The following is a 14,526-nucleotide window of genomic DNA, read 5'->3' as shown; positions in this document are numbered from 1 at the left end:
CTGAGTGCTGAGTGCTGAGTGCTGAGTGCTGAGTGCTGAGTGCTAAGTGCTGAGTAAAAATCCAGTTTTTTCAAGACTTTGAGCAATCAACACTGTCCTAATCTGTGTGACTACGGCTATAGAAGGATGAATTGAGGCCATCTACTGTGCAATGTCCATACTGCGGATCTACGGAAATTCGTAAGAACGGAAAGCAAAGAGGTAAACTTGCATTACATTTGCGTATCGTGCGAGGTGCGTTCCGCCCCGCTTCTCTACGAGACGCTACGCGAACGCGAACGCCAATTTATTGATTTGTACAATCCGCCGAAAGGATATTCTGAGGAATTGAAGCAAGTTGGTCTGGGTAAAGGTTAAAGGGGAAGGGGTAAAGGTAAATATCAAACCCTTTCCCTTTCCCCTTTCCCCCTTAACCGAAAAGTATTGGATCGGCACAGGCTTGATAGGGATGGGGATGGTGTGGTTTGTCAGAGTTGACTATGTAAGTCCTACAAAGGCAACATGATTGCAAATTCAGTTCCTTGATTGAGTGTGGAATTAACCTTAATTGCTCCACCATGCTTTTCTACTACAATTTGATAAGCGATCGCCAATCCCAGTCCAGTACCTTTACCAACTGTTTTCGTTGTGAATAGATAATTAAAAATTTGTTGCCTCACCTCCTCTGTCATGCCAATGCCATTATCGGCAATCCGAATCGTTAGATATCCAGGGCTGGACATCTCTGTAAAGATATTGATTGCTAGGGAATCATTGACTCGCTTGCCCTGCTGCCAAACATCTTCTAAAGCATCTACAGCATTAGCTAAGATATTCATGAACACTTGATTGAGTTGTCCTGGATAGCACTCAACCTTTGGTAAGGAAGCGTATTTTCTGACGACTTTAATTTCAGGTTGCTGTCCCAACCCTTTAAAACGATGTCGCAGGATTAATAATGTATCGTCAAGTCCCTCATGAACATCAAACTTAACCTTTACCGATGTGTCAATCCGGGCAAAGTTTCGCAGCGACACGGATATTTCTTTAATTCGTTCTGTGCTAACCTGCATAGAATTGAGGAGTTTGGGCAAATCTTCTAAGAGAAAGTCTAAATCTGTTTGAGCGATCGCATTCTGAATGACAGGCGGTAGCTGGGAATAATTTTCCTGACATAATTGCAGGATATGAGTGAGATCGGCAATATACTCTTGAGCAGGATGAATATTACTAACAATGCAGCTAATAGGATTATTCATTTCATGTGCTACACCTGCTACCAATTGACCAAGCATTGAAAGCTTTTCTTGTTGCACCAGTTGCACTTGTGCCTTTTGTAATGCTGTCGTTCGCTCTGTAACCATTTGTTCAAGATTATCGGTTAATTGCTTCAGTTGCAAATGCATTCGCACTCTGGCAATCACTTCTGCTTGTTCAAAAGGTTTGGGAATGTAATCAACGGCTCCTAACGAGAACCCTTTCACCATATTTCCAGTATCAGCCAACGCTGTCATAAAAATAATTGGGATGTTTTGCGTTAATGGATCAGCTTTAAGTTTCTGGCAAGTCTCAAACCCATCTATTCCCGGCATTTGCACATCTAACAAAATTAGAGCAGGTGGTTTATGCCGCACCATTTCGATCGCACTTTCTCCATCTTCGGCGACTCTAACCGCGAAACCTGCACTTTTTAGTGCTTGTGATAGTACTGACAAATTAGTTGGATTATCATCAACAATTAAAACAAAATCAGAGTTTTTCATGGTTATCAAATGTTTTTTATAAAATGAATTAACAGAACCACAAATTTTATTAAGGATTACTTACAGTTTATTTTGACTGAGCTATCCATTGATTTAATGCCTCTCGCAATTTCCTAATTTGGAAATTCTCGGCAAGTTGGATTACTTGTTGAGCAAAATCAAAATAAACAGGATGATTACTCTTTAAATTATTGGTTTCATGCAATATCTCATCAACATTGCCATCTTTTGCTAACTCATACAAGCTAGTCAAGATATCAATTGAAGGTAAAGAGATATTCTGAGAATCCGACTGAATCTTAGTTTGGTTGCACTCTAAATCAACTTCCAATTTTGGTGCATAAATCCATACCAAATTTAATTTTAATCGCAGTAATTCCAGCAAAACTTCAGCTACAACAGGTTTAGATAAAAAAGCATCCGCACCAACATTTAAACTACGATTTTGATCGCTGTCAAACACACTTGCAGAAGAAGCAATTATTGCTATATTTTTTAACTGAGCAGATTGCTTGATATACCGAATCAGATCAAAGCCATCCATTACAGGCATAACTAAATCAGTGACGATCAAGTCAGGTTGAGATGTAACAGCCCGATCAATCCCCTCTTGTCCATTACTAGCTTCTATTAACTCAAATCCAATTGGTTCTAATAAATTAAGGATTACCGAACGGTTTTCCCACTTGTCATCTACTACTAAAATGCTGCGTTTTTTGCCTTGATAGCCTGTAATAGCTCCTTGCTGCATTACTCTGGAACTTGCAGCCCATTGTTTTGCTTCTGGTAACTCTACTTCAAACCAGAAAATACTACCTTGACCAATTTGACTTTCAACTTCCAAAGTACTACCCATGAGGTAAACAATTTTTTGACTAATAGCTAATCCTAAACCTGATCCTTCAGATTGTCGTTTGATGTCTCCTACTTGCTCAAAGGGAAGGAAGATTTTCTGCAATTGCATCGATGTCATCCCAACCCCTGTATCTTCTACTTGAAAACGAATTTTATAATTAGTTATTTGTTCCGTTTCTTGACTACTGACTCTGGACGAATGATTAATAACGTTTACTTTTAAAGTCACCCCTCCTTTATCTGTAAACTTGACTGCGTTACCCAAAAGATTAATCAGAACTTGCCGCAGTCTTTTCTCATCGGCGTGGATACCAACCGGGAGTTGAGAGTCAGGCTGATAGGTGAAGGAAATAACTTTTTGATCGGCTTTAATGCGACAGATTTCGACTACTCCTTCTAGAAACGAAGGAAAATGGAAATCGATGGGATGCAACTCCATTTTGCGGGCTTCGATTTTAGACAAATCCAGCACGTCATTAATTAAAGTTAACAGATGAAAGCCGCATTGATGGATAATTTCAATTCCTTTGTATCCTTTGTCGGACAAGGTTTCAGTACGTTGGAGAATTTGAGTATAACCGAGGATGCCATTAAGTGGAGTTCGTAATTCGTGGCTCATGTTGGCGAGAAATTCACTTTTGGCTTGATTGGCAACTTCGGCAACAGTTTTTGCTTCGTTGAGTTGGGCAGTTCGTTCTTCAACTCGTCGCTCTAGTTCATCATTGGTTTGCCGCAGTATCATTGCTGATCTTTGGTTTTCACTAGTTACCGCAGAGATAACAAAGGTAGTGATAGCAATTACACAAATGAATGATTGCAACAAGATGAGCGATTCATTCGGTGAAAGTTGTTTAGCAAACGAACCAAAGCCTTTAACAGTACCAAAAACCGCGATCGCTGACACAATAAGTACAGCTAGAGTCGATATCCGCGCTTCAAATCGAAATGCCGTCCAAATTAACGGCGGAATGATCATGTATTCGATTGGGTATCCCCCTGAAAAAGCGACCCGAACAATCGTCATCATTGACAATAAGACGAATGCAAGCTCGATAATTTGTCGCCGATGGAAGCTTCTCGGCGATGGAGATTTTTGCAACCATGCCAGCACTAAAGGTGTAACAATTAAAATACCTGTGCTGTCTGATGTCAGCCAAGTTCGACAAACGTTAGTAAATATTGACCAAGGTGCAATACCACTAATACAAAGTGTTAGTGCAGCCAAGATGGAACTGATTAGGGGGCTGGGTATAGTCAGAACCATAAATTTAAAAATATCTTGCGATCGCTCTAAAAAATGGCGACGCCTGATAAACTTATGAATTAAAAAAGTTGCTACGAAAGGAGTAATTAAGTTGACAGCCGGAATGATAGTACTAAGTAAAAGATTGTTCTTAAAAAAGAGAGTATAACTAACAATAAAATCACTCAAAAATATGATGGGCCAGACCCGATAGCCTACCAATAACATTCCTGCTAAAAACACACCGAATGAAGGCCAAAATGCTGACGCACCACCGACAAATGTCATGGATAAACCTATGTATCCCAGTCCGAGGTGAACAATAGGAATAGTCAGTGCTGCTATTATAAATGGACGATCCAGCTTGGGTAGGAATTGCTGCTGATCGCGAGTTTGCTGCATTTCTTATCTCCGTGCAGATAGCTGAAGGCCAGTAACCCTCAACACAGGTTGTCCAGTTTATAATTCCCAAAAGTAGTTGTGACTTTTATCATCAAGAATAGATATGGCATAGCTGTCATACCGTAAGGATTCAGGTCTTCAAAATCCTTTCCCTTTAACATGCATCCTTTTCCCTAAGAGTGCAAAAATATATTTTTGCAAGAGACTCCATGAGCTACGCTCACAAGGAACAATGAAAATGTCTTTTCCTCCTGCCTCCTGCCTTCTGCCTTATTTTCAAGGCAGGTCTAATGTCCTTGATGTTTTTCTGTGATAATTTTTTGATAGCTAATTAACATTCCTAAACCAATTCCCTTACCTACTGGTTTGGTCGTAAAAAAGGGTCAAATAGACGCTGTTGCAATACGGTTCGGGTAAAGGGGAAAGGGGAAAGGTTTTGAATACATCCTTTCCCCTTTACCCGCAAACCCATTCCCCAGATCATAAGGAAAGTGAAAAATGCTTAAAAACGTTGTCACCAAGCGGGTTTAGCGTTAAGTTGTTCTTGTCAAGATTGCAACATTTCTCCCAAACATTGCAATATTCCTCATCAGCATTACAACATCTATAAGGAAGGTTGTAATATTTCTCCCAAACATTGCAACATTTCTCATCAATATTACAATATCCATAAGGAATGTTGTAATATTTCTCATCAACATTACAAGATTCCTTATCAATACTGGAATATTTCTCATCAACATTAGAACATTTCGGTATAACTTACTTCTTACTCGGACACACTGACTGTACTTTTTGGGGAAATTGCCGACACATCTGCTGTAATCCTTGAGGATTAATTTGCCACCAAGCAAATAATCCCAGACTTGTACCCCCTACAAGCAACGCCAACCCTACCCCCAGCATCACTAAAGGTTTACCCCGCTTCGGCTTTGTAATTAAAGTTGGTGAAATTTCTGGATTGAGAGGTGGTTCCTCTGAAAGATCCAAATCTAGATCCAAGTCTAGCAAAGCTTGCGAACTTTCTGTAAAAGAAGTTGGTTCTTCTAATTCTTTTAATTCTTCTAGTTCCTCTAGTTCCTCTAGTTCTTCTTCCTGTATTTCTGCTTCTATAATTTCTTCTGGCAACGCCGGAGTCACAGGTACTAAGTATTCTGGAGAGACACGGCAATAAGTGAGAACAACCGAAGTATTATCACGCCCATTTTTTTCGTTTGCCAAGTTAATCCAGTTGCGGACAGCATCTTCAACTGTCATTTGCCCTGCTAACACGGGTGTTGCATAATCCTGCCAAGATTGTTCTACCCAGTTATTATCACTTAAACCATCAGAACACAGTAGCAAAATGCCATCTTCTTCCAGAATAAATCGCTGAATCTTAAGACGCAAAAATTCTGAATTTCTTGTCCCCAATGCTTGAGTTAAGGCACTCGCATCTGGTCTGAGAAGTGCCTTTCGATACAAGCTTTTAGCAAAGCGTACTTCTCGCGTTGCCACATCATCATCTACTGTCAGTAGCTGGCAATAATTGCGAGTAATCCAATAGGCACGGCTATCACCAACATTAGCCAAGTAAAGCTCATGGGTATTATTTGATTGCCACCCAGTACTTGTCTGGACTCGTTGTGGAACTTGCAACGCCATGACAATAGTTGTAGCCATGCGTTCTCTGCCTTGGCGTTTTTGCTCGTTATTGCGGGCACAAATTACATTATTTACTACCCGTAAGCTCGCTTCTAATTGTTCCTGTAACAACTCAGGTGGTACAAGTGCAGTTTGTTCTGTCACCTCAGTTAGTAAAGCGCGAATTTGTAACTTTACAGACTGCACTGCCAATTGACTTGCAACTTCACCGCCTTCGTGCCCGCCAATGCCATCGCAAACAATCGACAAGTGGCGCAATAAAGGTTCATCTAAATCAGTCAAACTATTGGGATAGCAAGCATCTTCATTTTGCGCCATCATCGGGCCAATATCTGTAGAACCTGCCACCTTTAAAACTAATGGCAATTCTGCCGCAGCTGCTAGTAGTAAATTATTGAGTTGAATATTAATCGCCTCTAACTCAATCTCAGTTTCACACATCTCCTGGACAATGTTTTGTAACCCTTTAGCTACTGATGCTTTTGCAGAAGCTACCCAAAACTGCCAACACTCCCCCAGATTTTGTAAACTCAACTTTTTATCATCTGGTGTTTGGTAGAGTTCCAAAAGTCGCACACACCAACCTTCGACTCGCAAGTTGTCTATTACTAGTAAACTGCGGCTAAGTCCCAATTCTGCTAGAGGTGTCCAAAGTTGAAGAATTTGCCACAACCAATAAACTTGTCGTACTGCCGTGGCTTCTTCCCAAGCCTCAACAATAGTTGGATAGATATTTCCTGTCTTATCTATCGGCGCATTTTCCAATAAGAGAATATCAGTTGTATCTTGCTCAAGATTACTAACAAACCCATAAGCCTGGGGCAGATGTAACCGCTCTTCATATAATTGTAAATAAGGAATTACTTCGGTTGGCAATTCTTCCGGTACATCTGGCGGCAGCCCCGGTTGAGTATCCAGCCAAATCTGTTGTTTAATTACCTCATACCTATCTGCTACCTTTGTCCCTGGTGGGATGTAAGCAGACAATGAGCCAGTCGCCCAAAGATAGCGGTGAACTAAAGGAGTTTGGCAACTAGCACAAACGTTATCTCCCATAGGATTAATGGGGCTATTACAGCGTGGATTTATACAAAAAATTATCAGTTGAGTAGAAATCATAAAATAGGAGTCAGAATTCTTCTTTATACATAAACTTCGATTAACTTTAGCTGGCAATGAATTGAAGGCTAGAATAAACTGGACTTGTGTACCGCTAACTACACCTTGTTACTGAAATTAATCAAAATTATTGGTAGAAATACCCAGTTTTGTTTTCTGTAAATAACTTATGTCTGGCTGTATCTAATCGTAGAAATGCATTTACGTCAATAATGTAGAGACTAGGATGGCGCTATGCCAAGTTTTACCTTAATCTGGCTTCTGGCAGGAGCAGTTCTGTGTTTAACAGAACTGTTCTTACCATCGGCGTTTGTCGCCTTCATGATGGGAATTAGCGCTTTTGTGGTGGCGCTGCTGTCTAGAGTGGGTATGGGAAGTGTATGGTTGCAAATTGTGGTTTGGCTCTTGCTTTCCACGGTGCTAATCGTGCTTTCTCGTCGGTTTTTGCAACCAAGACAACGCAAATCAAAAATTCGGGATGCAGTCATAGCTGAAACCTTAACAGAAATTCTGCCTGGGAAAACAGGGCGGGTGCGGTATGAGGGAAATTCTTGGCAAGCAAGATGTGACGATGACAAATTTACCATACCACCCCATCAAAGAGTTTATGTGGTTAGGAGGGAAGGTACTACTTTGATTGTTGTACCGGAAAATCTGTTGAATTCTTAAGTATTTGTCATTTGTCACAATTCAATAGTTCTTTTTACTCTAATTTCTCTGCTCACTCATATCTTCCACTCCGCACTTCTTTTATTAAAAATTAGGAGATTTACAATGGAACAGTTCTTTTTACTAGTATTTTTAGCTCTTGGTGGTTCTGCTGTGGCAGGTTCGGTGAAAGTCGTCAATCAGGGCAATCAAGCTTTGGTGGAAAGATTGGGTAGTTATAACAAAAAGCTGGAACCAGGACTAAACTTTGTCGTTCCTTTCCTAGATAGAATTGTTTACCGAGAAACTATTAAAGAAAAAGTCTTAGATATTCCTCCTCAACAGTGCATCACTCGTGACAACGTTGGCATTGAGGTAGATGCGGTGTTTTACTGGCGCATCGTGGATATGGAAAAAGCCTGGTACAAGGTAGAAAATCTCCAGTCGGCAATGGTAAACATGGTGCTGACTCAAATTCGCGCCGAAATGGGACAACTGGAGTTGGATCAAACCTTTACTGCTCGTTCTCATATCAGTGAGCTTTTATTACAGGATTTGGATGTTGCTACCGATCCTTGGGGTGTAAAAGTGACACGGGTAGAACTGCGAGATATTATTCCGTCTCAAGCTGTGCGTGAATCGATGGAATTGCAAATGTCGGCAGAACGACGCAAACGGGCAGCAATTTTAACTTCTGAGGGCGATCGCGAAGCTGCTGTCAATAGCGCCAGAGGTAAAGCTGAGGCGCAAATATTGGATGCGGAAGCTCGTCAAAAATCGGTAATTTTGCAAGCGGAAGCTGAACAAAAGGCGATCATTTTGAAGGCTCAAGCGGAACGTCAGCAGCAAGTTCTGAAAGCCCAAGCGATCGCAGAATCAGCAGAAATTATTGCTCAAAAGCTCCACACTAACTCTAATGCCAATAAAGCAGTGGAAGTACTGTTTGCCTTGGGCTATTTGGATATGGGCGCGACAATTGGTAAAAGCGATAGCAGCAAGGTATTATTTATAGATCCGCGCACTATTCCTGCTGCTTTCGAGGGTATGCGTTCCGTTATCTCAAATGGTCAGGTTGACTCTAACGAGCTGTTTTCTAAGCAAATCCCAGGATTAGAAAATAACCGCCCTAGTTAGAAGTGGGGACAAGGGGGCAAGAGGACAAGAAACTTGTCTCTTTGTCTCTTTCCAATTAGGACTTACGCAGTCAAAACCTGAAACCTCGATCCCCCCTAACCCCCCTTTTTAAGGCTACGGTGTACACACAAATCGAATTACCCCCCTTAATCCCCCCGATGCATTGGGGGGAAACAAGAGAATCTCGTCGTTCCCTGCCCTTGGAAAGGGGGGAAACAAGAGAATCTCGTCGTTCCCTGCCCTTGGAAAGGGGGGAAACAAGAGAATCTCGTTCCCTCCCCAATACATACGGGGAGGGTTAGGGTGGGGTAATTCGAGGACTGGTAGTGATTCGATAACTTGTGTGTACACCGTAGCCTTAAAAAAGGAGGGAGCTGAAAGAGCCAACTTTTTAAGGGGGTTGGGGGATCTCTTGTGCGTAAAACCTACCAATGACTAATGACTAATGACTAATGATAATTAACCCAGAACAGGTCATCAACGCTATTATTGCGATCGCAAATCCTTTAATTAAGGAAAAAATTCAGCGCAATGAGACTGTAATTAAATTACTTCAGCAGTTTAACCTCGATCCAGAGCATCCACCAGCAGATTTTAGTGGGGTTTACGCATACACCCTGGTAGAGTATGGTGTTGGGAAACCCAAGCCTTGTTTAGAACTTTTTCGCCAAGAAGCAATAAAACAGGCTTTCCGTAAAGCATTTGACCATAATAATCCCTCAATTTTGCTTTCTGAGGTTGATGCTTCGCTTGATGCATACTCGTTGGGTGATGACATTAGAAGTTTGGGAATTGACATTAGACGAGAAGTTGCCGCGTTTTATATTGTTTTTGCGGAAGTTGCTAAACGCACTCGCAACCCAGCAGATACATTAATGAGTCAACAAATTGGCTCTTTGCAAAAACGCATTGTAAATATCCAAGAAATACTTGACAGGTTGCCGACTTTAGAAGGTATTCGTACAGAAATAGCGCGGTTGGCTGCACAGAATCCCCCAGCATTGCTGGAAGCCGAAACATCCACCGAAAATCAATGTCGAGCTATAGCTTTAGCTCAACAAATGCGCGGCTGGTTTGAAACCTTGGGCTACCGCTTTGAAAAGTATGAAATTTGGGGTGATTCATATTTTGAGTGGATTATTAATGTACCAACGCGGCGTAACCGATATGACCGCATTCTCATCCGGGGAATTGAGGGGGAAGTTGGACTCAAGGATGTTGCTGTTTTGCGTTCTTCTGTGGAGCAGCAGAGAACTGATGAAGGTTGGTTAGTAACAGCAAGACGCATTGCCCGCGCGGCGCGGAATGAGGTGGAAAAGGAGGAAAATCGCCACTTAGGTTGTTACACTTTTGACGAACTCATTGACCAAGATGCTGATTTTAGTGATTATCTCGATTGGTTAGAAGCGGAAATTATCCGGCGGCAAATCGATACAAAATACGTTCCTCTAGCTTGTACAAAAGAGGAAATTGACCCCGATACTAAACAGCGTATTGGCATCAGCCATTATAGCGATCGCGATGGTTGGATTGATGGTTATATTGATATGTGGTTGGACGATCCCGCCAAAGAGCATATTTCTATACTAGGAGAATTTGGTACGGGGAAAACTTGGTTTGCCTTCCATTATGCTTGGGTGGCATTGCAACGTTACCGAGATGCCCAAAAACGTGGTGTTGAGCGTCCCCGTTTGCCTTTGGTAATTACGCTGCGAGATTTTGCCAAAGCAATAAATGTCGAGAACGTTTTAGCAGGGTTCTTTTTTACACAACATAATATTCGTTTAACTAGCGAAGTATTTGACCAACTGAACCGCATGGGTAAATTGCTGCTAATTTTCGATGGTTTTGACGAAATGGCAGCAAAAGTTGACCGTCAGCAGATGATTAATAACTTTTGGGAACTGGCAAAAGTGGTGGTTCCCGGTGCCAAGGTTGTGCTGACTTGTCGCACTGAACATTTTCCCGACGCAAAGGAAGGACGCGCTTTACTCAATGCCGAGTTGCAAGCATCTACCAAGCAACTGACGGGTGAAACACCGCAGTTTGAAGTACTGGAACTGGAGAAATTTAACGACGAGCAAATTCGGCTGGTGTTGTCGCACCAAACGGAAGCTGCAACGGTTGAACAAGTAATGGGAAATCCGCAATTATTGGATTTAGCCCGTCGTCCGGTGATGACAGAGTTAATTTTGGAAGCTTTGCCAGATATTGAGGCGGGTAAACCTGTGGATATGTCGCGGGTTTACTTGTACGCTGTGCGGCGGAAAATGGAACGGGATATTAAGAGCGATCGTACTTTTACTTCTTTGGCAGAAAAGCTATACTTTTTGTGCGAACTTTCTTGGGAAATGCTGTCTACAGACGAAATGAGCCTCAATTATCGGCTTTTCCCTGACAGAATTCGGCGGTTATTTGGTTCGGTAGTGCAAGAAGAGAAGGATTTAGACCACTGGCATTACGACATGATGGGGCAAACAATGCTCATCCGCAATGCTGATGGTGACTATACTCCAGCACATCGGTCGCTGTTAGAGTTTTTTGTGGCGTATAAATTTGCAGCAGAGCTTGGAGCTTTAGCAAGTGATTTTACTGAATTAGCGCGGGTGCGGTTCCAGATAAATCATGATGCTGCACCTGTTGATTATAGTTGGTCTGCTTATTTCAGTCGTCAGGTAAATACGGCTGGAGAGATTTTGCCAACTCCAGCATTGAAGGGATTTATAAGTGAATCGTTAGAAAAATTGAGGGTGACTTTTGGTCAAGCACCTTTAACAAAAGCAGTAATGGATTTGCTGGTAGGGATGATTGATGTTGAGGCTAAAGAGTCAGTAATTAAGATTATTGAAGAGACGCGGGGGAAAAGTGAGGATGAAGTTGGTTATGTTGGGGGAAATGCAGCAACCATTTTGGTAAAGATTGACAAGTTTGCTTTGGATGGAAGAAATTTAAGCGGTGCTGTACTTAAAGGTGCTGATTTTAGTGAGGCTAGCTTGCATCATGTTAATCTTGCACAAGCAAATTTGGTTGATAGTATTTTTACTAAAGTATTTGGTGCAATTTTCTCAGTTGCGTATAGTTTTGATAGTCAATTTGTAGTTACTGGTGATGGTGAAGGCATTGTTCGGATATGGAAAGTTGCTACTGGCGAAGAAATTTTGACTTTTAATGGACATACTGGCGGAATAGTTTCAGTTGACTTTAGTCACGATAGCAATAAAGTTGCTAGCAGTAGTCACGATGGGACAATTAGGCTATGGGATACCCGCACTGGTAAATGCTTAACAATTTTACAAGGACACAATAGTTTTATAAATTCAGTTGCTTTTTGTCCTAAAGGTAAGATTCTTGCTAGTGGCAGTAATGACCAAACAGTGAGATTATGGGATATTCAAACTGGTAAATGCTTACAGATTTTGCTGGGGCATACTAATTTAGTACACTCAATTGTATTTAGTCCAGATGGTGAGATGCTTGCTAGTAGTAGTGCTGATCGCACGATAAAATTATGGGATATTCAAACTAGCCAATGTTTAAAAACTTTAGAAGGACATAGAAACTCAGTAAAATCAGTTATTTTTAGTCCAGACGCTAAAATGCTTGCAAGTGGTAGTTATGATGAAACTATAAAATTATGGAACGTGAATACAGGCGAATGTAATTTAACCTTGCAAGGGCATGATATCTCATCATTAATAGTTGCTTTTAGCCCTGATAGTAAAATAGTTGCTAGTAGCGGCGACCAAAATATCAGATTTTGGGATGTAAAAACGGGTGAATATCTAAAAATATTAAAAGGACACTTTAATTCAGTACGTTCAATTGCTTTTAGTCCAGATGGAGACACTCTTGTTAGCGGTAGCTATGACAAGACACTAAGATTTTGGAGTGTTGCGACAGGTGAATGCCAAAAAGTTTTACAGGGACACAGCACTTGGATAAACTCTATCGCTTTTAGCTTAAATAGTGAAATAATTATTAGTGCAGATGATGAGACAACAGTAAAATTATGGAATGTTAGTACTGGTAAATCTGTAAAAATTCTACAAGGTCATACTAATTGGGTGCAATCAGTTGCTCTTGATAGAAATGGTGAAATACTTGCTAGCGGTAGTGCTGATACAACAGTCAGATTATGGAATTTCCGCACAGGAGAATGTTTGAATATTTTGCGCGGACATAGTGATTGGGTACAATCAATCGTTTTTTGCCCAAATGCTCAGATACTTGCCAGTGTTAGTGGTGACGGAAGTGTAAGATTATGGGATATTAAACTGGGAGAATGCTGGAAAGTTTTTGAAGACAATCACTCAATACGCTCAGTTGCTTTCAGCCCCGATGGTGAAACATTAGCTATTAGCAATTATGGCGGAAAGATAAAGCTATGGAATATTTATACAAACCAATGTCTTAAAACATTAGAAATCGGAAGGGGCTCTTGGACGCGTTCAATAGCTTTTAGTGCAGATGGTAAACTTTTAGCTAGTGGTACTTTTAATGAAAGCGTTGGGTTATGGTGTACCTTAACGGGTGAATGCTGGAAAACTTTACAAGGTCATACCAAATCAGTATCAGCAGTTGCTTTTAGTCCAGATGGTAAAACTCTAGCGAGTGGTGCAGACGACAAGACTGTAATACTTTGGGATATAAACAGTGGTAAATGCCTAAAAATTTTACAAGGTCATTCTCTTTGGATTCGTTCAGTTGCTTTTAGTCTGGATAGTAAAATGCTTGCTAGTTGTAGTTGTGATGGCACAATAATGCTTTGGGAGACTAGCACAGGTAATTGTATAAGAACTATTAGATCAAAAAGACCTTACGAAGAGATGAACATTACAGGCGTTACAGGTTTAACCGAATCTAAAAAAGCAACTCTCAGAGCATTAGGTGCTATGGAAGATGGAGAATAAATTTTAGGTGATACCTGACGATAAGCTAGCCCATCGTAGACATCGGCTCCGATTTCATCTAACCTATTTGATAAGATTACAATGGCTAGTGAAAACAATACGATCTCTACGACGGGCTACGCCTACGCACTAAATTGTCGCATTCTTCTATAAATGAAATAATCCAGTTTTGATAAGTTGTAAATTATGACATTATCTATTCAGCCAACCACAGTACTAAGTTTAGAAAAGTTCTTACAACTAGCAGAGACAAAACCAGCAAGCGAGTATTTTAACGGAAAAATATACCAAAAGCCTATGCCGCAAGGAGAACACAGTACATTACAAAGCAGTTTAGTCACAGCTATTAATGAGATTGCTAAACCGCAAAAGATTGCTTATGCCTTTCCTGAATTACGCTGTACATTTGAAGGTCGTTCAATAGTACCGGATATTGCTGTGTTTGAATGGCAAAGAATTCCCCTTGATGCTAAAGGTAGAATTGCCAATAAATTTGAAATTGCCCCAGATTGGATAATTGAAATTCTTTCACCAGATCAATCAGCAAATCGAGTTATCCGCAAAATTACATTTTCTATTCAAAATGGAGCAAAGCTAGGTTGGTTGCTCGATTCTGCTGATGAGTCAATCATGATTTTTGAACCTAATAAATTACCAGAATTAAAAGAACAACAAGATATATTACCCGTTTTGAGTGTTTTGGAAAATTGGCAATTAACAGTTGCAGATGTATTTAGTTGGTTGAGTTTTATTTGAATAAAGCAACAGTAAGCTGACGCTAATGCACTTCTGAATCATTATAGAAAATGAATATTTGTAAAGGAAAGTT

Annotated in this window: 7 protein-coding genes and 1 pseudogene; 5 read left to right on the top strand and 3 right to left on the bottom strand. The window is 40.8% G+C overall.

Translation table 11 applies throughout. The features are described 5' to 3' along the window. Positions 1 to 146: 146 nt before the first annotated feature. Positions 147 to 336, top strand: a pseudogene (locus RMY27_RS26320) (transposase-like zinc-binding domain-containing protein); the annotation flags it as partial. Between the two features lie 152 nt (positions 337 to 488). Here RMY27_RS26320 and RMY27_RS26315 read toward each other — a convergent pair. The 3 genes from RMY27_RS26315 to RMY27_RS26305 all read right to left on the bottom strand — a co-directional run bounded on the left by RMY27_RS26315 (position 489) and on the right by RMY27_RS26305 (position 7,005). Beyond that, entirely contained in the window at positions 489 to 1,751 is a 1,263-nt protein-coding gene (locus RMY27_RS26315; protein WP_416212367.1) for a response regulator, read from the bottom strand. Between the two features lie 58 nt (positions 1,752 to 1,809). Continuing rightward, entirely contained in the window at positions 1,810 to 4,242 is a 2,433-nt protein-coding gene (locus RMY27_RS26310; protein WP_322667816.1) for an MASE1 domain-containing protein, read from the bottom strand. 762 nt (positions 4,243 to 5,004) lie between these two features. After that, on the bottom strand, positions 5,005 to 7,005 hold the full coding sequence (locus tag RMY27_RS26305; RefSeq protein WP_322667815.1) for a protein phosphatase 2C domain-containing protein: 2,001 nt from the start codon (positions 7,003 to 7,005) through the stop codon (positions 5,005 to 5,007). A 234-nt stretch (positions 7,006 to 7,239) separates the two neighbouring features. Here RMY27_RS26305 and RMY27_RS26300 point away from each other — a divergent pair, with 234 nt between their 5' ends. The 4 genes from RMY27_RS26300 (at position 7,240) to RMY27_RS26285 (ending at position 14,453) form a co-directional block, all read left to right on the top strand. Continuing rightward, on the top strand, positions 7,240 to 7,674 hold the full coding sequence (locus RMY27_RS26300) for an NfeD family protein (protein ID WP_322667814.1): 435 nt from the start codon (positions 7,240 to 7,242) through the stop codon (positions 7,672 to 7,674). Positions 7,675 to 7,779: 105 nt separating this feature from the next. Next, the gene (locus RMY27_RS26295; RefSeq protein ID WP_322667813.1) at positions 7,780 to 8,787 is read left to right on the top strand and encodes an SPFH domain-containing protein; all 1,008 of its coding nucleotides are present in this window, start codon (positions 7,780 to 7,782) and stop codon (positions 8,785 to 8,787) included. Positions 8,788 to 9,239: 452 nt separating this feature from the next. Next, on the top strand, positions 9,240 to 13,697 hold the full coding sequence (locus RMY27_RS26290; protein WP_322667812.1) for an NACHT domain-containing protein: 4,458 nt from the start codon (positions 9,240 to 9,242) through the stop codon (positions 13,695 to 13,697). Between the two features lie 186 nt (positions 13,698 to 13,883). Next, a complete protein-coding gene (locus RMY27_RS26285; protein ID WP_322667811.1) occupies positions 13,884 to 14,453 on the top strand; it encodes a Uma2 family endonuclease in 570 nt (189 codons plus the stop codon). The last annotated feature ends 73 nt before the right edge of the window (positions 14,454 to 14,526 follow it).

It is taken from the genome of Nostoc sp. DedQUE09 (assembly GCF_034530915.1).
Lineage (GTDB): Bacteria > Cyanobacteriota > Cyanobacteriia > Cyanobacteriales > Nostocaceae > Nostoc.
This window is presented reverse-complemented; position numbering and strand designations above follow the sequence as displayed.

Bases quoted from the DNA above. Each gene is read 5' to 3' on its own strand.
- RMY27_RS26310 (WP_322667816.1), bottom strand. From the start codon at position 4,242: ATGCAGCAAACTCGCGATCAGCAGCAATTCCTACCCAAGCTGGATCGT.
- RMY27_RS26305 (WP_322667815.1), bottom strand. From the start codon at position 7,005: ATGATTTCTACTCAACTGATAATTTTTTGTATAAATCCACGCTGTAAT.
- RMY27_RS26300 (WP_322667814.1), top strand. From the start codon at position 7,240: ATGCCAAGTTTTACCTTAATCTGGCTTCTGGCAGGAGCAGTTCTGTGT.
- RMY27_RS26295 (WP_322667813.1), top strand. From the start codon at position 7,780: ATGGAACAGTTCTTTTTACTAGTATTTTTAGCTCTTGGTGGTTCTGCT.
- RMY27_RS26290 (WP_322667812.1), top strand. From the start codon at position 9,240: ATGATAATTAACCCAGAACAGGTCATCAACGCTATTATTGCGATCGCA.
- RMY27_RS26285 (WP_322667811.1), top strand. From the start codon at position 13,884: ATGACATTATCTATTCAGCCAACCACAGTACTAAGTTTAGAAAAGTTC.